This window comes from Actinomadura sp. NAK00032 (assembly GCF_013364275.1).
Classification (GTDB): domain Bacteria; phylum Actinomycetota; class Actinomycetes; order Streptosporangiales; family Streptosporangiaceae; genus Spirillospora.
Genome location: NZ_CP054932.1, coordinates 523,853 through 543,712, shown reverse-complemented (window position 1 = coordinate 543,712; position 19,860 = coordinate 523,853). Strand labels below are relative to the sequence as shown.

The following is a 19,860-nucleotide window of genomic DNA, read 5'->3' as shown; positions in this document are numbered from 1 at the left end:
GGCACCACCCTCTAACCGGCAACGCCCCCGGAGACGGCGGCGACGAGTTCGTCCACGACGTCCGGAGTCAGGCCGATCCCGAAGGTGCTGAACTTCGCCAGCGGAATGCCCCGCACCAGCGTGAACAGCGCCGGCGGCAGATCGGCCGACTCCGACAGCCTCGTCCCGATCCGCTCCCTGAGCACCGGCCCGCCCACCGGGTGATCGAGCCATTCACCGAGCGTCGACATCCGGCCGAGCGCGTCCACATGCCCGTCCCCGGCGGCGGTCACCGCCTCCCGCAGCCGGATGTCGCGGGACGAGGCTCCGACCTCCACCGTGAACGAACCCGCGTCGATCCGCCAGCAGCCGCGCGACACCGACCACCACGCGATGTCGCGGCCGGTCAGCGTGAACGACACCCGCGTCCCGGCGCCGGGCTCCAGCTCGACCTTGGCGAAGCCGCGCAGTTCGTGCCGCGGACGGGTCGGGTGTTCCTCGTCGAAGGCCACGTACAGCTGGACGACCTCGGCGGCGGCCCGCTCACCGACGTTCGTGACGGTGCACTCGACCTCCCACGCATGCGAACCCGTCTCGGTGACGGCCAGGTCGGAGTACGCGAAGCGCGTGTACGTCAGGCCGTGGCCGAAGGGGTAGGCGACGTCCACGTCGAGCGTGTCGTAGTACCGGTAGCCGACGTACCGCCCCTCGCCGTACGCGACGTGGCCGTCCCCGCCCGGGAAGTGCAGGTGGGACGGGACGTCCGCGAGCCGGTGCGGGATCGTCTCGGTCAGCCGCCCGGACGGGCTGCACGCGCCGAGCAGCAGGTCGGCGATCGCCGAGCCGCCCGCCTGGCCCGGCAGCCACGCCTCCAGGATCGCGTCCGCGTCGGACTCCCACTCCGCGACCGCCACGACGCCCCCGTTGGCGAGCACCACCGCGACCCGCGAGCACGCCCGCGCGACGGCCCGCAGCAGCCCGACCTGCACCTCGGGCAGGTCGATGGACGTCCGGTCGAAGCCCTCCGACTCCGCCGCCCCCGGCAGCCCGAGGAACAGCACCGCGACGTCGGCCTCGGCGGCGAGTTCGACGGCCTCCCGCTTCAACGACTCGTCCGGCGCACCGTCCAGCCGGTACCCGGCGGCGAACTCGAAACCAGCCCCGCCCTCCCGCAGGGCGTCCCAGGCCGAGTCGAGGCGGGTCGGGACGACGTGTGAGCTGCCGTAGCCCTGGTAGCGCGGGGTCCGCGCGAGCTCTCCGATCACCGCGACGCGCGCGGACGGCGACAGCGGCAGTACGCCGTGCTCGTTCTTCAGCAGGACGGCCGACCCGCGTGCCGCCTCCCGGGCGAGTTCGTGGTGGGCGTCGGCGTCCCAGTCCTCGAACCGCTCGGCGGCCGCGACGCGCCGCGCCAGCGCATGCACCCGCGCGGCCGACCGGGTGACGGACGCCTCGTCCAGCCGCCCGTCCCGGACGGCGTCCACGATCTCCTGGTCGGTGCGGGTCGGCGGCATCTCCAGGTCGAGCCCGGCGGCGACCGCGCCGGCCCGGTCGTTGACGGCGCCCCAGTCGGACACGACCAGCCCGTCGAAACCCCACTCGTCGCGCAGCACCTCGGTGAGCAGCCAGCGGTTCTCGCTCGCGTACACCCCGTTGATCTTGTTGTAGGACGACATGACCGAGTAGGGCGCGGCCTCCCGCACGATGTGCTCGAACGCGGCGAGGTAGATCTCGCGGAGCGTCCGCTCGTCGACGTCCGCGCTGATCCGCATCCGGTCGGTCTCCTGGTTGTTGACCGCGAAGTGCTTCACGCAGGCGCCGATCCCGCGCGACTGGATCCCGGCGACGAGGGCGGCGCCCATCACGCCCGTGACGTGCGGGTCCTCGGAGAAGTACTCGAAGTTCCGGCCGCACAGCGGGGACCGCTTGATGTTGACCCCGGGCCCGAGCACGACGTCGGCGCCGAGCGCGGACGCCTCCCGCGCCAGCGCCGCGCCCACCCGCCGTGCCAGCGCCGCGTCCCAGGACGAGCCGAGCGCGACCGCCGGCGGGAAGCAGGTGGCGGGGACGCTGTTGGTGAGCCCCAGCGCGTCCCCCGAGCCCCTGACCTGCCGGCGGATGCCGTGCGGACCGTCCGCGAAGGTGACGGCGGGCACCACGTCGCGGACGGCCGTCGACCGCCAGGTGCTGCTCCCGGACGTGAGCGACGCCTTCTCCTCCAGCGTCAGCTCCGCGACGGATACCGGCGCGGATACCGGCGCGGATACCGGCGCGGATACCGGCTCGGACTCCGGCGCGGATACCGGCTCGGGCTGGGTCATGTGACTCCTCGGGTCATGGATCGGCTCGGGTCATGGATCGGCTCGGGTCGGTGAGTCGCCGGACGGGACGGCGTCCTGCGGGGACGGGAAGTCGATGGTGAGGCCGAGCTGCCGCAGGAACGCGACGACGGACGCGTGCATGTCGACGGCCTCCGGTTCGAGGAGCCACTGCGTCTGCAGCCCGTCCATCAGCCCGAGCAGCTGGCTCGCGACCAGCGCGGGGTCATGCGCGAGCGGCGGCTCGGCCTGGGCGAACAGCGCGGTGAGCGCCTGCGTCAGCCGCTCCCGCAGCACCCGGTACCGCTGGACGAAGTAGTCGTGCGCGGGATGCTCGGGATCGGCGGCCTCACCGGAGATCTTCACGTAGAGCCCGACGAGGCCGGGCGTCTGCATGTTGCGCCAGACGATGCCGACGATGATGCCGAGCAGCTTCTCGGGATGATCCCCCACCTCGGGTTCGAACAGCAGCCGGGCGTCCACCCGGTCCCGCCGTCCGAGCACCTTGATGAGCAGGCTCTCCTTGCCGGGGAAGTGGTGCAGCAGCCCGGCATGGGTGAGCCCGGCGTGCGCGGCGATGTCGCGCAGCGACACCGCGTGGAACCCCGACTTGGAGAACAGCTCCGTGGCCGAGTCGAGGATGCTCGCCCGGGTCCGCTCGCCCTTCGTCAGCTTGCGGGGGGTCTGTTCGGTCATCGGCAGGGGCCTCTCTGGATCTCCGGCGTTCTGGGGAAGGGGCACGCCGGATCGGCGGCGCCGCCTCGGCCGTTCGCGGCGTGCGTTCCGGGTGCAGCGCCAACGGTACGGCCTGCCTCTCAGCCTCGACCGCAACGAGACCGACCGCGGGCGGCACGTAACTGACCACGCGGTAGGTTTCGTCACCGCAAAACCTACCACGTGGTTAGTTTTGGTTGTATGCTCGCCGAAATCTCGGTCGAAACCCCGTCGAATCGGCTGTTCTGCCCGGACATCGGAGTGGGTCATGAAGAAGATCATCAAAGGCACCGCCCTGCTCGCGGCGTGCGTCACCGCGACGGCGCTCACCGGTTGCGCCGACGCCGGCGGCGGCGAGTCCGGCGGCTCGGCGAACCTCGACATCGCCACGCTGACGCTCCCGCAGAGCCTCGACCCCGCGGACGCCACCGGCAGCGCGCTGCCGTTCTTCCAGGCCGTCTACGACACGCTCATCAAGCGCGAACCCGACGGCCGGTACAGTCCGATGCTCGCCACCAAGTGGGAGTACAGCGCCGACCGCACCGAGCTGAAGCTCACCCTGCGCGACGACGTGAAGTTCGACGACGGCTCCCCGTTCGACGCGGCGGCTGTGAAGGCGAACATGGAGCGCTTCGCCAAGGGGACGGGCGCCTCCGCCAAGACCCTCGCCGACGTCAAGTCCATCGAGGTCGTCGACAAGACGCACGTGACCCTGCACCTCGCCCAGCCCAACCCGGCGATGCTGTACTACCTCAGCGACGCCGCCGGCCTGATGGCGAACCCCGCCGACTTCACCAAGCCCGGCAACCCCCTCAAGACCAAGCCGGACGGCACGGGCCCCTACGACCTCGACTCCAAGCGGACGGCCATCGGCACCAAGTGGGTCTACACGCGGGCCTCGGACTACTGGGGCGCCAAGCTCCCCTACAACGAGCTCACGTTCCACTACTTCAACAACGAGACCGCGGTCGTGAACGGCCTCAAGACCGGCCAGCTCAACACCGCGCTCCTCCAGGCCGCCGACCAGCAGTCCCGCATCGAGTCGGACCCGAAGGTGAAGACGACCAAGCAGGAGTTCGACTTCCAGGGCCTGCTGCTCTTCGACCGCGACGGGAAGATCGCCCCCGCGCTCGGCGACGCCCGCGTCCGGCAGGCGCTCAACTACGCCATCGACCGCAAGACGATGCTGGACAAACTCCGCCAGGGCCGCGGCCAGATCACCGACCAGATCTTCGGCACGCAGACCGCCGCCTACGACCAGCGCTTCGACTCCTACTACCCGCACGACCCCGCGAAGGCCCGCGAGCTGCTCAAGCAGGCCGGGTACGCGGACGGGTTCAGCCTCAAGCTGCCGCGTATCACCGCGATCGTCCCGGACGCGCTCGCCGCGTCCCTCCAGTCCGACCTCCAGGCCATCGGCGTGAAGGTGACCTGGGACGTCATCGACCCGTCCCAGGTCCAGAAGATCTACACCGACCGCAAGTACCCGGCGATGGTGATGAACATCGGGCAGTCCCCGAACGACTGGGTCGCGATCGGCGGGCTCGTCCTGCCCGGCGTCGGCAACATGTTCGGCACGACCGACGCGACCGTCCAGGGGCTGCTGCCGAAGATCCAGAAGGCGTCGCCCGAGGAGGCGAAGACCGACCTGAAGGCGCTGAACGAGCACCTGGTCAAGGAGGCGTGGTTCGTGCCGTTCTACCGGATGACGTACCTGCACGTGTCGGACGGCTCGGTGAAGGTCACGCCGCAGGCCGGGATGGCGGTGCCGTCCGTCTACAACTACGCGCCGGCGAAGTGACGCGGTTCCTCGCGCGCCGGGGCGCGGCGGGGGCGGTGCTGCTGTTCGTGATCTCCGTCCTGTCCTACCTGCTGCTGTCGATCCCGGACAACGACGTCGGGCGGCAGATCCTCGGCGGGCAGGCGCCGCAGGACCTGGTGGACGCCAAGAACGCCGAACTCGGCCTCGACCGGACCGTCCTCGTCCAGTACGCCGACTGGCTGGCGCACGCCGTCCGGGGCGACTTCGGGACGTCCTGGTTCACCGGCGAGGACGTGGTCCAGGCGATCTCGACCCGCCTGCCGGTCACGCTCAGCCTGATGGCCGGGGTCACGCTGGTCACGGCCGTCCTGTCGCTGCTGCTCGGGGTGTGGGCGGGCGTCCGGCGCGGCGCGGTCGACCGGTTCGTGCAGGTGCTCGGCGTCATCGGGTACGCGCTGCCGGGCTTCCTCGTCACGCTGGTGATCGTCGTGGTGTTCGCGGTGCGGCTGCGCTGGTTCCCCGCGATCGGCTACACGGGGCTGACGGAGTCGCCGTCCGGCTGGCTGGCCACGGTCACGCTGCCGATCGCGTCGCTGTCGGTCGCGGGCGTCGCCGGCGTCTCGCAGCAGGTGCGCGGCGCGGTGATCGACGTGCTGCGGCAGGACTACGTCCGCACGCTGCGGGCGCGCGGGCTGCCGCCGTCCCGGATCCTGTTCCGGCACGTGCTGCGCAACGCGGCGGCGCCCGCGCTGACCGTCCTCGGCCTGCAGTTCGTCGGCCTGCTCGGCGGCGCCGTGCTGGTCGAGCAGATCTTCGGGCTGCCCGGGATCGGCAGCATGACCGTCACCTACACCACCCGCGGCGACATCCCCGTGATCATGGCGCTGGTCATGGTCACCGTGATCGGCGTCATCGCGGTGAACCTGCTGGTGGACGTCATGATCGGCTGGCTGAACCCGAAGGCGAGGGCGTCCTCATGAGCGAAGCGAGCCGGGGGGTGCGGGGGGTCGTCCCCCCGCGAAGAGCACCGCAAGCCGTGCGGAGAGTGCTGCGGAACCCGCTGGGCGCGGTGTCGGCGGCCGTGCTGCTGCTCATCGTCGTCGCGGTGGTCCTCGCGCCGGTGCTCAGCCCGCAGGACCCGAACGCCGCGAACCTGCGCGACTCGTTCGGCGGCCCCGGCGGCGGGCACCCGCTCGGCTTCGACTCCGCCGGACGGGACGTCCTGTCGCGGCTGCTGCACGGCGGCCGCAACACCCTCGGCGGCGCGGTGATCGCGCTGCTGGTCGCGCTCGGGCTCGGCGTCCCGTCCGGGCTGGTGGCGGGCTACCGGGGCGGACGGTTCGACGCCGCGGCGAACTGGCTGGTCAACCTCGTGATGGCGCTGCCCGCGATGGTGGTGCTGCTGGCGTCCCGCGCGATCCTCGGCTCCACGGTGTGGGTGCTGATGATCGTCCTCGGCGTGCTGGTGTCGCCGTCCTTCTTCCGGCTGGTGCGCGGCATCGTCGCGGGCGTCCGGAACGAGCTGTACGTGGACGCGGCGCGGGTCTCCGGGCTGACCGACCCGCGGATCGTCGCGCGGCACGTGCTCATCGTGGTGCGCGCGCCGATCATCATCCAGACCGCGCTGGTCGCCGGGCTCGCGATCGGGCTGCAGGCCGGGCTGGAGTTCCTCGGCATCGGCAGCGGCGACACCCCGACCTGGGGCGCGATGCTGAACGAGGCGTTCCAGAACATGGAGCGCGCGCCCTCGATGATCGTGTGGCCGGGGCTGGCGCTGGGGCTCACCAGCGCGTCCCTGGTGCTGCTGGCGGGGGCACTGCGGGACGCGCTGGAAGACCGCGGCGCACCTCCCCCGGCCCGCCGCCGCGCCCCCGCCGTAGCGCCCCCGCCCGAGACCGGCACCGCCGGTTCCGCGCTGCTGTCGGTGCGCGGCCTCGCCGTCGCCTACGGGCTGGCCGACGGGACGTCCAAGCAGGTCGTGCACGGTGTCGACCTCGACGTCCGGGAGGGCGAGATCGTCGGGCTGGTCGGCGAGTCCGGCTCCGGCAAGACGCAGACGGCGTTCTCGATCCTCGGCATCCTCCCCGAGGGCGGGCACGTCAGCGGCGGCAGCGTGATCGTGGACGGACGGGAGGTCGTCGGCCTCCCCGAGCGCGAGCACCGGGCGCTGCGCGGCGACGTCATCGCGTACGTCCCGCAGGAGCCGATGAGCAACCTGGACCCGTCCTTCACGATCGGCGCGCAGCTCGTCGAGCCGATGCGGTACAAGCTCGGCCTCTCCAAGGCGGACGCGAAGCGCCGCGCGCTCGACCTGCTCCGGACCGTGGAGATCGCCGACCCGGAGCGGACGTTCGGCGCGTACCCGCACGAGATCTCCGGCGGGATGGCGCAGCGCGTCCTCATCGCGGGGGCGATCTCGTGCGACCCGAAACTGCTGATCGCGGACGAGCCGACGACCGCGCTGGACGTCCTGGTGCAGGCGGAGGTGCTGGAGCTGCTGCGCCGCCTCCAGCGGGAGCGCGGCCTCGGCGTGCTGCTGGTCACGCACAACCTCGGCGTCGTAGCGGACATCTGCGACCGCGTCGCCGTGATGCACGACGGCCGCCTCGTAGAGACGGGCCCCGCCGAGCAGGTGCTGACCGACCCGCGCGACGACTACACGCGCCGACTCCTGGCCGCCGTCCTGGACGACACCCCGACCCGCGCACCGTGGCGCCCCGCAGAACTCGCGAAAGGCAAGCAGGCGTGAAGGCCGACACTCGTGGAAGGCGGGCAGGCGTGACCGCTGACGATGAACTGCTGATGGTCGAGGGGCTGCGGGTCTCGTTTCCCGGGAAGGGGCGGCGGGCGCCGCGCAACGAGGTGCTGCGGGGCGTGTCGCTGGACGTCCGGCCGGGTGAGACGGTCGGGCTGGTCGGCGGGTCAGGGTCGGGCAAGACGACGATCGGGCGGGCGATCCTGGGGCTCGTCCCGGCGGAGTCGGGTGCGATCACGTTCGCGGGCGAGCGCATCGAGCGGGCGTCGGCGCGGCGCCGGCGTGCGCTGAGCCGCGACATCCAGGTCGTCTTCCAGGACCCGTACACCTCGCTGAACCCGTCGCTGACCATCGGCGACACGCTGTCGGAGCCACTGCTCGCCCAGGGCCGCACCCGGGCGGAGGCACGGCGACGGGTCGGCGAGCTGCTGGACCGCGTCCGGCTCCCGGCGGACGCCGCAGGACGGCTGCCGCGCGAGTTCTCCGGCGGGCAGCGGCAGCGCGTGGCGATCGCCCGCGCGCTCGCGATCGGCCCGAAGCTGATCGTGTGCGACGAGCCGGTGTCGGCGCTCGACCTCACCACGCAGAAGACCGTCCTCGACCTGTTCCTGGAGTTGCAGGAGCAGACGGGCGTCGCGTACCTGTTCATCTCGCACGACCTGGCGGTGATCCGGGTCGTGAGCCACCGGGTCGCCGTCGTCCACCAGGGCGAGATCGTGGAGACGGGCGCCGCAGCCGAGGTGACGTCCCGGCCGCGGCACTCCTACACGCAAAAGTTGATGCGCGCCGCTTCCTACGGCGCGAACACGTCTTCCTACGGCGCGAACACGTCTTCCTATGGCGCGAACACGTCGGCGGAGCGGTAGTAGCCGGTGAGCCCGAGGCGGTCCCAGCCGGCACCGTGGCCGGCGACGCGCCGCCGGTAGTCGTCCCAGGCGGTGCGGTCGGGCGTCCACGCCCTTTCCGCGATGCCCGCCAGCCGGGGCAGCAGCAGGAACGTGAGGTCGTCGAAGTCCTTGACGGTCTCGCACCAGATGGCCGCCTCGACCCCGGCGAGGCGGGCGCCGTCCGGGATCTCGGTCAGCGTGCCGGGCGTCCAGTCGAACAGCTCGCGGCAGGTGCGGCGCGGGTAGGAGTCGTGGCCGACCTCCGTCCGGCGCCCGGTCTGGGCGGCATCCACCGAATCGTCGGCGTACTGGCGGTCGAGGTACAGGAAGCTGCTGGCGGACGCGAGCACCGGCGTCCCGGCCGCGACCGCCTTCGGGACGTCGCCCGCCGCCTGCGCGAACGTCTCCGCGACGACCTCCAGCAGCGCGTGGTGCTCGGGCGGGGTCTTCGCACGGGCCACGTCGAGGTCGAACTCGTCGCCGGCCCCGATCCACGCCTGCGCGATGTCGCGCGGGGTCAGCGCGCCCGACCGGGCGGTCTCCTGCCAGCCCGCGACCTTCTTGCCCGTCGCCCGCGCGATCTCCAGGGCACGCGCGACGAACTGCTCGTACAGGTCGTCCGGCATGCCGAACGCCTCGTCCCCGCCGAGGTGCAGGTACGGGCCGGGGGTCAGCGCGGCGACCTCGCCCAGCACATCCCGGACGAACCGCAACGCCACCTCGGCGCGCGGATCGAGGTAGGCGAGGTACTTGTGCGGCGGCTTCGCCTCCCCCTGCAACTCCGGATACGCGCGGACGGCCGCCAGCACGTGGCCGGGCATGTCCAGCTCGGGCACGACGGTGACGTACCGGGCCGCCGCGTAGGCGACGATCTCCCGGTAGTCGTCCTGCGTGTAGTGCGGCAGGTCGCCGGTCAGCCGCGGCCACGCCTCGATCTGCAGCCGCCACGCCTGGCTGTCGGACAGGTGCAGATGCAGCACGTTGAACTTGTAGAAGGCGAGCAGGTCGATGACCTGCTTGACCTGCTCCACGGTGAAGAACCGCCGCACCACGTCCAGCGACAGGCCGCGCCAGGCCCACGCCGGGCCGTCCGCTATCCGCGTCCCGGACGCCGCGAAGCCGCCGCCGTCCTGCTCCGGCCGGAGCAGCTGCGCGAACGTAGTAGCGCCCCTGAACAACCCCTCTGCCGAGGACGCGGTCACGGTGGCGCCGCGCTCACGCACGTCCAGTTCGTACAACTCGCGTCCGGTATCGCCCTCGTCCAGCGGATCGATCCCTTGGACGCGCGTGACGTCGGCGACCGGCGGGTCGCGCAGCAGCACGAGATTGAGGTCGCCCTCTCCACCGACCTGGAGGACGGGTTCGGCGCCGTGCAGCGTGCGGAGCACGTCCACGACGACCTCTCCGAGCCCGCGCAGGCTCTCGGACGGCACGACGACCCGGGGTTCGGCGCCCAGCCGGAGCACCGCACCTCCGACCGGCGTCACTCGCTGGGGCAGGGGCACGAGACCGGCGATATCACTCACCCTCATTTTCTACCACGTGGTAAGTAATGGGTTCACGCGTGCTCGGCGGGCTGCACCAGCGGGCGCAGCAGCGTCGCCTGGACGCGCTGGTCCTCGCTGACGCCCGTCATCGGGTACTTCTGCGCCGTCTGGAGATGCCCGCGCAGCAGCCGGGCGACCCCCTCGGCGTCGCCCTCCTCGATGAGCGACAGCGCCTGCGCGTGCTCGTCCAGGGCCTGGCGGCGCAGCGCGGGCTCGGGGAAGAACCCGGCGCGGGTCGCGTGCTCGGACCAGTCGCGCTCCTGCGCCGTCCACAGCGTCTCCAGGGCGCCCGCCACCACGAACAGCGTCTCGTTCCCGCACAGCCGGACGATCGCCTCGTGGAACTCGCGGGACGCGGGCGTCGCGCGCTTCTCGTCCCCCGTCTCGACGGCGTGCACGAGGCTCTCGTGCGCGCGCCGCAGCTCCGGGACGACGGCCGTCCGCCGGTCGGGGCGCTGCGCGCACAGCGCCGCGCAGAACGGCTCGATCTGCTGGAGCGCGTACCCGACGTCCGGCAGCGCCGCCTGCCGCGACTCCAGCACGAGCGCCAGCATGTAGGCGACGCTGTCGCGCTTCGGCGCGTGCACCACCGACCCGCCGGTGTTGCCGCGCCGGACGGTGATCAGCCCCTCGGTCTCCAGGATGCGCAGCGCCTCGCGCGCGGCGAGCTTGCTGACCCCGAACTCCTCCAGCAGGTCCGACTGCTTGGGCAGCAGGCTGCCGTCGGGCAGCTCGCCGCGCAGGATGCGGGCCCGCAGCGTGTCGGCGAGCAGGTCCGCGACCCGCGGCTGGCGCATCTGCGCGCGCGGCTCCGGGGTGCCGGTGCCGGTCTCCTCCACCGTGTCCGTGTCCTCTCGGATGTCGTCATGTCCGCATGGCGCGTTTCGTCATGCGGATGCCGTCGTGCGCGTCTCATCTTCCACCCGGCGGCGACGCCGCGTGCGAGTCCGCGTGAGACGCCCCGCGCGAGTCCGCGCGCGAGTCCGCGGGCGAGCCCGCGCGCGAGTCCGCGTGGAGGACCGCCTCCGCCTCCCCGGCCGTGACGCCCATGGCGCGCTGGTAGGCGGCGTCCAACTCCCGGCCGCCCTCCACGGGCCCCGTCACCTGTCCGCGCAGCAGCACGTAGCCGCGGTCGAGCCGGTCGCGGATCGCGCCGATGGACGGCTCGACGACCACGACCACCGTGCCCTCCTCGGCGAGCCGCCGGGCGGTGTCCATCAGCTCGGCCACGATCAGCGGCGCGAGACCGGTGGACATCTCGTCCAGCAGCAGCGCCTTCGGCGAGCCCATCAGGGCGCGCGACACCGCGAGCATCTGCTGCTCGCCGCCGCTCAGCACCCCGGCGAGCGCGCGGGCGCGCTCCCGCAGCACCGGGAACCGGTCGAGCGCCGTCTCGACCTCGGCGCCCTTCAACCCGAGCGTGTCCGCCATGACCTGGAGGTTCTCCCGGACGGTCAGGCGCGGGAAGATCTGCCGCCCCTGCGGGACGATCGCCAGCCCGCGGCCGGCGCGCCGGGCGGCGCTCAACCCGCTGATGTCGTCCCCGTCCAGCGTGACCCGTCCGGTCGCCGCGACGGACCCGTACGCGGCGAGCAGCAGGCTCGACTTGCCCGCGCCGTTCGGTCCGACGAGGCCGGTGACGGCGCCGCCGGTGAAGGTGAGCGACGCGTCCGACACGGCCACGGACTCGCCGTACCGCACCGAAACACCGTGCAGGGTCAGTTCATGGGGCAACGGTCTCACCACCGGTTCCGAAGTAGACGTCCTGCATCTCGGGGCTCGCCAGGCACTCGGCCGGGTCGCCGTCGAACACCACCGTGCCGGTGCGCAGCAGCATGATCCGGTCGACCAGGGACGCGACGATGTCCACGTTGTGGTCGACGAGGATGATCCCGCAGCCCGCCGCCCGCACCTTCCGGACCGCCGCCGAGATCGCCGCGATGCCGTTGGCGTCGGCGCCCGCGAACGGCTCGTCCAGCAGCAGCACCGACGGGTCCTGCGCGAGCGCCCGCGCGACCTCGACGAGCCGCTGCTCGCCGAGCGTGAGGTCGCCGCAGCGGCGGCTCAGGTCGCCGAGTTCGAGGGACTCGGCGACGTGCCGCAGCGTCCCCTCGAACCGGGACCCGGCCGGCCGGAACGCGCCCGCGGCGAGCCCCGCGATGAGCCCGCCGACCCCGGCGAGCTTGCGCGCGGCGGCGCCGAGCAGGATGTTCTCCCGGACGGTCAGGTCGTGCGCGAGGTGCGGGTGCTGGAACGTCCGGGCGAGCCCGGCGCGGGCCCGCCGCGACGGCGGCCCGCTGAGCTTGCGGCCCCGGATCGTGAGCGTGCCCCGGTCGGCGGGCTGGGCGCCGTCGAGCAGGTCCACCAGCGTCGTCTTCCCGGCGCCGTTCGGCCCGATCAGGCCGAGGACCTCGCCGCCGGACAGCCGCAGGTTCACCCCGTCGACCGCGTGGACGCCGCCGAAGCTCTTCCCGAGCCCGCTGCCTTCGAGGAGAAAGGTGCCGGTCATCGTGTCCCTCCCGTACGCGTGAGCAGGCCGCGCAGCAGCCGGGCGCCCTGCCCGGCATAGCCCAGGATGCCGCGCGGCGCGATCAGCAGGACGGCGAGCACCGCGACCCCGAAGATCAGGGACCCGGAGCGCTCGAAGATCTGCAGGTTGAACGTCAGCTCCACGACCAGGACCGCGCCCAGCACCGCGCCCCACGCCGACCCCTGCCCGCCGAGCAGCGGCATGAAGATCGCCAGCATGACCAGGTGCAGGGTGAAGGTGTCCGGCCCGATCGTCTGGTTGGCGGTGGTGAACAGCCCGCCGCCGACGGACGCGATCGCCGCGCCCGCGCCGAGCACGGTCAGCCGCAGCGCCGGGACGCCGATGCCGGCCGCCTCGACCGCCGCCGGGACGTCCCGCGAGCTCTGCAGCGCGACGCCGAACGGGGACCGGCGGATCCGGTCGACGGCGACCGCCGTGATCCACACGACGAGCAGGGTGAGGGCGATGAACGTCCGCCGGTCCAGTTCCGTCCCGAAGAAGGTGAGGGGGCGGATGGAGCCGATGCCGAGCGCGCCGCCGGTGAGATCCTTGGCGTCCAGCAGGAAACTCTGGAACGCCATGCCGAACAGCAGCGTCACGGCCGCGAGGTAGAAGCCGGAGAGCCGCCGCGTCGCGAACCCGAGCGCGACCGCGAGCACGGCGGACGCGATGGCGCCGAGCAGGTACGCGACGGGCAGCGGCCAGCCGGTCTTCGTGGCGACGAGCCCGACCGCGTACCCGCCGATCGCGACGTAGGCGCTGTAGGCCAGTGACAGCGCGCCCGCCAGATTGAACGGCAGGTACATGCCGAGCGCGAGCAGCGCGTACGTCGCGCCGAGCAGCGCGAGGTCCTGCCGGAACAGGTCGCCGCCCGCCCAGGCGATGACGCCGAGCGTCAGCACCAGCGTGCCGAGGACGCGCGCCGTCTCCGCCGACCGGACCCACCCGAACGACCCGGCGGCCCCCTTCTGCACCGATACCGCACTCATACGCGAACCTTCCGAACGAACAGCCCGTTGGGCCGCAGGGCGAAGAACAGGATGGCCACCGCCAGGACCGCGTAGTCGAGCGAGGCGCTGCCCAGGTAGTAGGGGACGAAGGTCTGGGCGAGCGCCAGCAAGAGCCCGCCGGCCAGCGGCGCCCACACCGAGCCCGTCCCGCCGATGACGAGGGCGAGGAACCCCGACAGCGCCCACCCGAAGCCGGACTGGAAGCTCACCCCGGCCTTCGCGGAGAACAACTGCCCGGCGAGCCCGACGACGAGGCCGGCGAGCGCGAACGCCACCAGCCGGACCCGTCCGACCGGCATCCCGAGGGTGCGCGCCGCCTCCCGGTTGCTGCCGACGGCGCGCAGGATGCGGCCGTACTTGGACTTGCGCGTCCACACCCACACGGCGGTGAACGAGACGAGTGTGCACACCACCAGCGCGATCGTCTGCCCGTCCACGGTGACGAAGCCGAGGTCGAGGGACACGCCCGGCAGCCACGACCGGCCCGGCATGAGCTGCCGCCCGAACAGGGTGCCGGCGAGCTGCTCGACCGCGAACAGGACCGCGACCACCGCGATGAGGGACGGCAGTTCGCCCCCGCTCGACCGGGCGTCGACCGGCCGGACGATCGCGATCTCGGTGACGACCGCGAGCACGGCGGCGATCGCGATGCCGAGCACTGCCGCGACCCCGAGCGGCCACCCCTGCTCAGCCATCAGCCAGGACGCCGTGAGGCCGGAGAACATCGCGAACGGCCCGAGGGCGAAGTTGAAGAAGTCGGCTCCTTCGAGGACGAGGTAGTAGCCGAGGGCCACCAGTCCGAAGAAGCACCCGATCTGGACGACGGAGACCCACAGTTGCGCAGACATCCCGCTCCTTCTGAGCTGCTTCTGTGGGATCTTATGTTTAAAAGAAAGCTAAGACAATGCTAACTTCGAGCCAGCTTGCGGAACCCGGGAGGCACGTGTGACCAGTCCTTTCGCCGAGACGACCGTCGCGGAGTACCGGAGCGCCGGATGGTGGGGCACGGAGACCGTCGCCGACCACGTCCGCCGCCACGCCACCGAGCGCCCCGGCGACACCGCCTACCTGACCCCGGACGAGACCCTCACCTGGGCGGCCTACGACCGGAACTCGACAACCCTCGCCCGCCATCTCGCCGCCCTCGGCCTACCGCCCGGCGACCGCGTCGCCGTCCTCCTGCCCGACGGCCCCGCCTGGCACGTCGCCGCCGTGGCAGCGGAGAAGGCCGGCCTCGTCCTGGTCGGCGTCGGCGCCCGAGCGGGCCTCCGCGAGCTGCGGCACCTCCTCAAACGCACCGGCTCACACGCCCTGATCACGCTCGCCGACCACCGCGGCGAGCCGTCCGCCGCCCTGGTGGACGGCCTGCGCACGGACGGCGTCACCCTCGACCGGCACATCGTCGTCGACCGCCTCGGCCTCCCGGAGGACCCCCGCGACGCCGACATCACCGGCCGCGCCCTGGGCCCGGACGACCTGTCCATCCTCAACTCGACGTCCGGCACGACGGGCCTGCCGAAGTGCGTCTCCCACACGCAGAACCGCTGGTTCTACTTCCACGAACTAGCCCGCCGCGCGGGGGACCTGAACCCGTCCGACGTGTTCATGGGCGCCGTCCCATCCCCGTTCGGCTTCGGCCTCTGGACGGCGCACTTCTCCCCCGCCGCGCTGGGCGTCCCGACCGTCCTCATGGAGAAGTTCGACGCGCACACCGCGCTCGACCTGATCGAGCGGCACCGGGTCACCGTCCTGCACTGCGTGAGCACGCAGTTCATCATGCTGCTGAACGCCCAGGCAGAACGCGAACGCGACCTATCGTCGCTGCGCTGCATGTTCACGGGCGGCGAGGCCGTCCCCTACGACCGCGCGGCCCGGTTCGAGGAGACGACGGGCGCGAAGGTCCTGCAGTTCTACGGCTCGAACGAAACGGGCGCCCTGAGCCACACGAGCCTGACCGACACCCGCGAACACCGCCTCCGCACCGCCGGCCGCATCATCCCCGAGATGCAGGTACGCCTCTTCGACCCGTCCGACGGCACCGACATCACCGGCAGCGGCCGCCCTGGCCAGCCAGCCTGCAAGGGCCCCGCGACCTGCCCCGGCTACTACGACGACCCAGAGGCCAACAAGAAGCTCTACACGCCCGACGGCTGGATGCTCATGGCCGACATAGTCGAAATCGACACCGACGGCTACCTCCGCGTCGTGGGCCGCCTGAGCGACCTCATCATCCGAGGCGGCAAGAACATCAGCGCAGCCGCCGTAGAAGAAGAGGTGGGCACCCACCCCTCAGTAGCCCTGGCCGCCGCAGTAGCGATGCCGGACGAAGTCTTCGGCGAACGAGTCTGCGTCTACGCCGAACTACACCCAGGCACAAAGCTGACCCTGGAAGACCTGACCGCCCACCTCACCGACCGAGGCGTCTCCCGCGAATGGCACCCAGAACACCTGATCGTCCTGGACGCCCTCCCCCGCTCCTCGGGCGGCAAGGTGGCCAAGGGCGCCCTACGAGAAGACATCCACAACCGCCTAACCCCCTGACCAGCGCTCATCCGCACTCGGTCAGCACCAGAACGGCACGCCGAGCAGCATCAGGATCAGCGCCGCCAAGCGCGTCCAACAACCCGTCCAGCTCAGTCGCCGAGATGAGGACACGTCCGGCGGCCCGCCAGACACCGTCCCCATCTCGCCCGATCGTCCACTCCGGGAAGAGGTGCTGAACCAGCAGCAGCATCACGTGCTCGTCCATCGCCTGCTCAGCGAAGCTTGGCCCACGTGACCTTGCCGCCCTCGTCGAGCGGCCGAACGCCCCAGTCGTGGACGAGTTCGGCCACCAGCAGCAGCCCCCGTCCGGAGGAGGCGGCGTAGTTCTCCGGCTGGATCTCCGGCCGCCCGTCCCCGTCGTCCCGCACCTCCACGACGGGACGGCCGTCACGCCCGTCCCGGAACACCCGCACGACGATCTGCCCTTTCCCGTGCAGGTAGCTGTTGGTGACCAACTCGCACACCACGAGCCGGCCCACGTAGTCGTCCGCGATCCCCCACTCGGCGAACCGCTCCCCCAGCCACTTCCGCGCGAGGCCGGGAGCTTCGCTGTCTGGATCGAGGACGAGCGTGGACGGAGCCTCTGGGACGAGCGCTGTTGTTGCCATGGCTGTGACCTAACCTCTCCGGGATTGAAACGGCCACCATTCAGCCACCAGGCAGGCGCGGAGCGTAACAAAGCGCAGGTGGAGCAAGACAAGTCTGCACCCGCGAGTTCACCTGACTTGCTAGCCGGTTGAGTCCCGGTTGAGGGACGATGACGCTATGACACCGCGCCGCTACAGGGCCAAGGTAAGTCCGGCCCTCCTCCCGTTCGGTCGCCGGCTCCGCCGATTCCGCGAGGCAAAGGGCTGGAGTCAGGAGAGCCTCGCCCGCAGGGCTCGAGACGGCGAAGGCGTCACCCCGCAGTACATCGGAGCGATCGAGACCGGTCGGACCCGCTGCACCCGTGAGTTCGCCGAAGCCATGGACAAAGTCTTCGAGGCGGACGGCGAGCTGGTCGCCCTGTGGGATGACTTGGTGAAAGACTCGGCCTTCCCAGTGTGGTTCGACTGGGTGAGCATCGAAGAGGCAGCCGTGGAGCTGGTCTCCTACAGCCTCGGCCTGGTCCATGGCCTGCTTCAGATTCCGGAGTACGCCAACGTCCTGCTGTACGGCGACGAAGAGGCCGTAGAAGCCCGGATGAGGCGGCAAGACATCCTTTCCCGGGTGGAACCGGCCCCGCCCGGTTGCTCGTTCCTCATAGACGAAGCCGTCCTTCAGCGTGAGGTCGGCAACCCGCAGATCATGTACGACCAACTGAACCACCTGGTCGAGATGTCCAGCTCAAACCTGTCCATCCAGGTCGTCCCCATGCCGGGGTGATCACCTCGGTAGCATCGGCTCGTTCACGATCGCGACGCTTGAGGACCTTCGGGAAGTCGCCTATGTCGAATGCTTCGCTCGCGGCTTCACCATGGAGGACAGCGAGGACGTGGGAGCAATGCGCCGGGCGCTTCGAGAGATCCGCTCGTTGGCGCTCCCCACGGGCATGTCGAGAGACCTGATTCGCAGAACGGCGGAAGAACGATGGAAGATCTGAACGCCCAGTGGCGCAAGTCCAGCCACAGCGGAGGCAACGGAGGCGAGTGCATCGAGGTCGCCAACCTCACGGGGACGATCGGCATCCGCGACAGCAAGAACCCCGACGGCCCGAAACTCCTGGTCAACCATGCAGAGTTCGCCGTACTGATCGCGACCCTGAAGCGCTGACACCCCCGGCCATCAGCACTCCCCGAGCCATCGAGAGAACGGCGACCACGGCAACTTCATCAGGAGGCAAGGATGTGGAAACGAACAGTGCGGTCTGGCGGAAGTCCACTCGCTCGACTTCTACCGGGGGCGAGTGCGTAGAACTGGCCGCTCTCCCGGAGGGCATGGGCGTCCGCGACTCAAAGGACCCTGACGGCCCAAAGCTGGTCATGCGGCGTGCCGAGTTCAATACCCTCCTGGCGTCCCTGAAGCGTTAGCCAGATCGCGTAGGAGCCCCGGCCTCTTCGAGAGTCCGGGGCTTCTTTGTGGCCCGAAGGCATGACAGGAGATCCCGTTGAGTGACCTTCCCGCGCCGGATGGACTCGCCGAGGCACTGCACCCGCACACCGGTGCCCTGGTCAGCGTCGAGCCGACCGAGCGCGGCTTCTCCTCGGACCTCACCGCCCTGGTGACCGGAGAGAAAGGCGACTGGTTCGTCAAGGCGGTCCGCAACCGCCCCGGCGGCCGACGCGAGTCGCTGGTCCGGGAAGGTCTCATCAACCAGCACGTCCGCCCGATCTCTCCGGCCGTGCACTGGCAGTCCGAGAACCCGGAATGGCTGGCGCTCGGGTTCGCGGCCGTTGACGCCCGCCACGCCGACTTCGCGCCCGGCTCGTCTGACCTTCCAGCCGTCGTGGACGTCCTCACCCGCATCGGTGCTCTCCCGCTGCCCGACATCGCAACTGCCTGGCACGAGACCCGCTGGGACCGGTACACCGACCGGCCTGGCCTGTTCCGCGGCGACGCCCTGCTTTACACCGATATCCATCCCTCGAACATCCTCATCGCAGACCGGGTATGGGCGGTCGACTGGGCATGGCCTACACGCGGCGCCGCCTTCATCGACCCGGCGCTCCTGGTGCTCCAGCTCGTCGCGTCCGGACACAGTCCAGAGCAGGCCGAGGGGTGGGCGTCGGGCTGCCCTGCATGGAAGGGGGCCGACCCGGCGGCGATCGACGCGTTCGCCGACGCCAACGCGTCCATGTACGCCACGCTCGCCGACCAGCGCCCCACCGCCACCTGGCTCGCCGCAATGACCACGGCCGCCCGCACGTGGTCCGCCCACCGCCGGTAGCCGATCACGCTCGCAGTGGTTGGGCGCGCCGGGTACTCCACCTGAAATGGATTTCCTCCAGCCGTTCGGCGTAGGTGTACTCGATCTCCACCAGCTCGTTGCGGAGCCGGCGCGCGGTGGATCTCCTCGACCACCGCGTCCGGAAGGTCACCGATGACCCCGTTTGTAGACGGCGATGGCGTGGCCTGGTTTGTCTGGCATCGCTCCAGGCTAGGGAGCGGTCACGCGGCGTGCGGGCTGCTCGCCCGCCCCCTCCCGGATCCTCCCCCCGGCCGCCCCCGGCCGCATGGTGGTGCGGCGGTGTCACAACAAGAACAGCACCAAGGCGACCAGCCCCGCGCAGAAGACTGCGGCACCGACCACCGCGGAGATCCAGTCGAGGACATTTCCGACGCTGCCCCGCAGCTTCGGCCGGTGATCAGGATTGGCCGGATCGTAGCGGATCACCAGCTCAGTGCCCAGCCTGAAGCGTCTCTTTGAGCTCGAATACTCCAAGGGGCAGTACTCGTATTCACGGCCGTCAGGGGTGTGCCAAGCCACAACCGGGGAGTACACCGTTGTCCCGCCGTCGGTCACCTGACTGCGGATATTGACGACCTTCCCGACCGCCGAGGCTCCGGTCCGCCGCAGGGCTCTGCTCCGAAGCATGCTTGGTACGCCGAAAGCCATGAAGAACCCACCGATGGCCAGCAGAGTGAGGAAGACGGCCGCGGAGGGCTCACTGGATCCGCTCATCACATAAGAGAAACATCCTTGGTGTAGGGCCGAGATAAGCTTCAAAGAGCTTGCAACATGATCAGGGGCGGGCCCTGAAGGAACGGCCGGTCACGATAGGACGCGCCCACCGAACTCCCTTACGTGACTGGCTGTTCGGTTACCGTTCAAGGCTCCGGGGTCAGCGTTGGACGGGACGCGCGCACCGCGGCGGCACCCCCGACACCTCCCGCC

Annotated in this window: 21 protein-coding genes; 10 read left to right on the top strand and 11 right to left on the bottom strand. The window is 71.0% G+C overall.

What is annotated here, in order from left to right:
- Nucleotides 1–11: 11 nt before the first annotated feature.
- Both HUT06_RS02715 and HUT06_RS02710 read right to left on the bottom strand, forming a co-directional pair.
- Nucleotides 12–2,300, bottom strand: coding sequence for a glycoside hydrolase family 3 C-terminal domain-containing protein (locus HUT06_RS02715; protein ID WP_176194243.1), 2,289 nt, complete (start codon nucleotides 2,298–2,300; stop codon nucleotides 12–14).
- A gap of 30 nt (nucleotides 2,301–2,330) precedes the next feature.
- Complete coding sequence (locus HUT06_RS02710) at nucleotides 2,331–2,993, bottom strand: TetR/AcrR family transcriptional regulator (protein WP_176194242.1); 663 nt, start codon at nucleotides 2,991–2,993, stop codon at nucleotides 2,331–2,333.
- Between the two features lie 286 nt (nucleotides 2,994–3,279).
- On the opposite strand from HUT06_RS02710, the gene HUT06_RS02705 reads away from it, so the two are divergent.
- From HUT06_RS02705 to HUT06_RS02690, 4 genes are read left to right on the top strand one after another with little or no spacing between them, the layout of a single operon-like run.
- The gene (locus HUT06_RS02705; RefSeq protein WP_176194241.1) at nucleotides 3,280–4,812 is read left to right on the top strand and encodes an ABC transporter substrate-binding protein; all 1,533 of its coding nucleotides are present in this window, start codon (nucleotides 3,280–3,282) and stop codon (nucleotides 4,810–4,812) included.
- On the top strand, nucleotides 4,809–5,753 hold the full coding sequence (locus HUT06_RS02700) for an ABC transporter permease (protein ID WP_176194240.1): 945 nt from the start codon (nucleotides 4,809–4,811) through the stop codon (nucleotides 5,751–5,753). Before HUT06_RS02705 ends, HUT06_RS02700 begins: the two co-directional genes overlap by 4 nt.
- 56 nt (nucleotides 5,754–5,809) lie before the next feature.
- A complete protein-coding gene (locus HUT06_RS02695) occupies nucleotides 5,810–7,522 on the top strand; it encodes a dipeptide/oligopeptide/nickel ABC transporter permease/ATP-binding protein (protein ID WP_254714943.1) in 1,713 nt (570 codons plus the stop codon).
- Nucleotides 7,523–7,551: 29 nt separating this feature from the next.
- Nucleotides 7,552–8,394 carry an ABC transporter ATP-binding protein gene (locus HUT06_RS02690; protein WP_254714942.1) on the top strand — a complete coding sequence of 281 codons (843 nt, stop codon included), beginning with the start codon at nucleotides 7,552–7,554 and terminating at the stop codon, nucleotides 8,392–8,394.
- Here HUT06_RS02690 and HUT06_RS02685 read toward each other — a convergent pair.
- From HUT06_RS02685 to HUT06_RS02660, 6 genes are all read right to left on the bottom strand, one after another.
- The gene (locus HUT06_RS02685; protein WP_302931774.1) at nucleotides 8,364–9,947 is read right to left on the bottom strand and encodes a family 20 glycosylhydrolase; all 1,584 of its coding nucleotides are present in this window, start codon (nucleotides 9,945–9,947) and stop codon (nucleotides 8,364–8,366) included. The two genes, HUT06_RS02690 and HUT06_RS02685, sit on opposite strands and share 31 nt — an antisense overlap.
- Before the next feature lie 26 nt (nucleotides 9,948–9,973).
- Nucleotides 9,974–10,801 (bottom strand): FadR/GntR family transcriptional regulator, encoded by an 828-nt coding sequence (locus tag HUT06_RS02680; protein WP_217711158.1) that lies wholly within the window; start codon nucleotides 10,799–10,801, stop codon nucleotides 9,974–9,976.
- A 73-nt stretch (nucleotides 10,802–10,874) separates the two neighbouring features.
- Nucleotides 10,875–11,696: an ABC transporter ATP-binding protein gene (locus tag HUT06_RS02675; RefSeq protein WP_217711157.1), complete on the bottom strand. Its 822-nt coding sequence runs from the start codon at nucleotides 11,694–11,696 to the stop codon at nucleotides 10,875–10,877.
- Entirely contained in the window at nucleotides 11,686–12,471 is a 786-nt protein-coding gene (locus HUT06_RS02670) for an ABC transporter ATP-binding protein (RefSeq protein ID WP_176194237.1), read from the bottom strand. Before HUT06_RS02670 ends, HUT06_RS02675 begins: the two co-directional genes overlap by 11 nt.
- Entirely contained in the window at nucleotides 12,468–13,481 is a 1,014-nt protein-coding gene (locus HUT06_RS02665) for a branched-chain amino acid ABC transporter permease (protein WP_176194236.1), read from the bottom strand. The genes HUT06_RS02670 and HUT06_RS02665 overlap by 4 nt, the downstream gene beginning before the upstream one ends.
- On the bottom strand, nucleotides 13,478–14,350 hold the full coding sequence (locus tag HUT06_RS02660; RefSeq protein WP_176194235.1) for a branched-chain amino acid ABC transporter permease: 873 nt from the start codon (nucleotides 14,348–14,350) through the stop codon (nucleotides 13,478–13,480). Before HUT06_RS02660 ends, HUT06_RS02665 begins: the two co-directional genes overlap by 4 nt.
- A gap of 97 nt (nucleotides 14,351–14,447) precedes the next feature.
- On the opposite strand from HUT06_RS02660, the gene HUT06_RS02655 reads away from it, so the two are divergent.
- Entirely contained in the window at nucleotides 14,448–16,043 is a 1,596-nt protein-coding gene (locus tag HUT06_RS02655) for a class I adenylate-forming enzyme family protein (RefSeq protein WP_176194234.1), read from the top strand.
- A gap of 7 nt (nucleotides 16,044–16,050) precedes the next feature.
- On the opposite strand, the gene HUT06_RS02650 is transcribed toward HUT06_RS02655, so the two are convergent.
- Complete coding sequence (locus HUT06_RS02650) at nucleotides 16,051–16,251, bottom strand: hypothetical protein (RefSeq protein WP_176194233.1); 201 nt, start codon at nucleotides 16,249–16,251, stop codon at nucleotides 16,051–16,053.
- Between the two features lie 7 nt (nucleotides 16,252–16,258).
- Nucleotides 16,259–16,654 (bottom strand): ATP-binding protein, encoded by a 396-nt coding sequence (locus HUT06_RS02645; protein ID WP_176194232.1) that lies wholly within the window; start codon nucleotides 16,652–16,654, stop codon nucleotides 16,259–16,261.
- 157 nt (nucleotides 16,655–16,811) lie between these two features.
- On the opposite strand from HUT06_RS02645, the gene HUT06_RS02640 reads away from it, so the two are divergent.
- From HUT06_RS02640 to HUT06_RS02625, 5 genes are all read left to right on the top strand, one after another.
- On the top strand, nucleotides 16,812–17,411 hold the full coding sequence (locus HUT06_RS02640) for a helix-turn-helix transcriptional regulator (RefSeq protein WP_254714940.1): 600 nt from the start codon (nucleotides 16,812–16,814) through the stop codon (nucleotides 17,409–17,411).
- Nucleotides 17,412–17,424: 13 nt separating this feature from the next.
- Nucleotides 17,425–17,628, top strand: a complete 204-nt coding sequence (locus HUT06_RS44300; protein WP_368407022.1) for a Scr1 family TA system antitoxin-like transcriptional regulator — start codon at nucleotides 17,425–17,427, stop codon at nucleotides 17,626–17,628.
- Nucleotides 17,616–17,798: a DUF397 domain-containing protein gene (locus HUT06_RS02635; RefSeq protein ID WP_176194231.1), complete on the top strand. Its 183-nt coding sequence runs from the start codon at nucleotides 17,616–17,618 to the stop codon at nucleotides 17,796–17,798. The genes HUT06_RS44300 and HUT06_RS02635 overlap by 13 nt, the downstream gene beginning before the upstream one ends.
- 74 nt (nucleotides 17,799–17,872) lie before the next feature.
- A complete protein-coding gene (locus HUT06_RS02630) occupies nucleotides 17,873–18,055 on the top strand; it encodes a DUF397 domain-containing protein (protein ID WP_176194230.1) in 183 nt (60 codons plus the stop codon).
- 77 nt (nucleotides 18,056–18,132) lie between these two features.
- On the top strand, nucleotides 18,133–18,912 hold the full coding sequence (locus tag HUT06_RS02625) for a protein kinase (protein WP_217711156.1): 780 nt from the start codon (nucleotides 18,133–18,135) through the stop codon (nucleotides 18,910–18,912).
- A gap of 303 nt (nucleotides 18,913–19,215) precedes the next feature.
- Here HUT06_RS02625 and HUT06_RS02620 read toward each other — a convergent pair whose 3' ends face one another.
- The gene (locus HUT06_RS02620) at nucleotides 19,216–19,647 is read right to left on the bottom strand and encodes a DUF3592 domain-containing protein (protein WP_176194229.1); all 432 of its coding nucleotides are present in this window, start codon (nucleotides 19,645–19,647) and stop codon (nucleotides 19,216–19,218) included.
- Nucleotides 19,648–19,860: the final 213 nt, after the last annotated feature.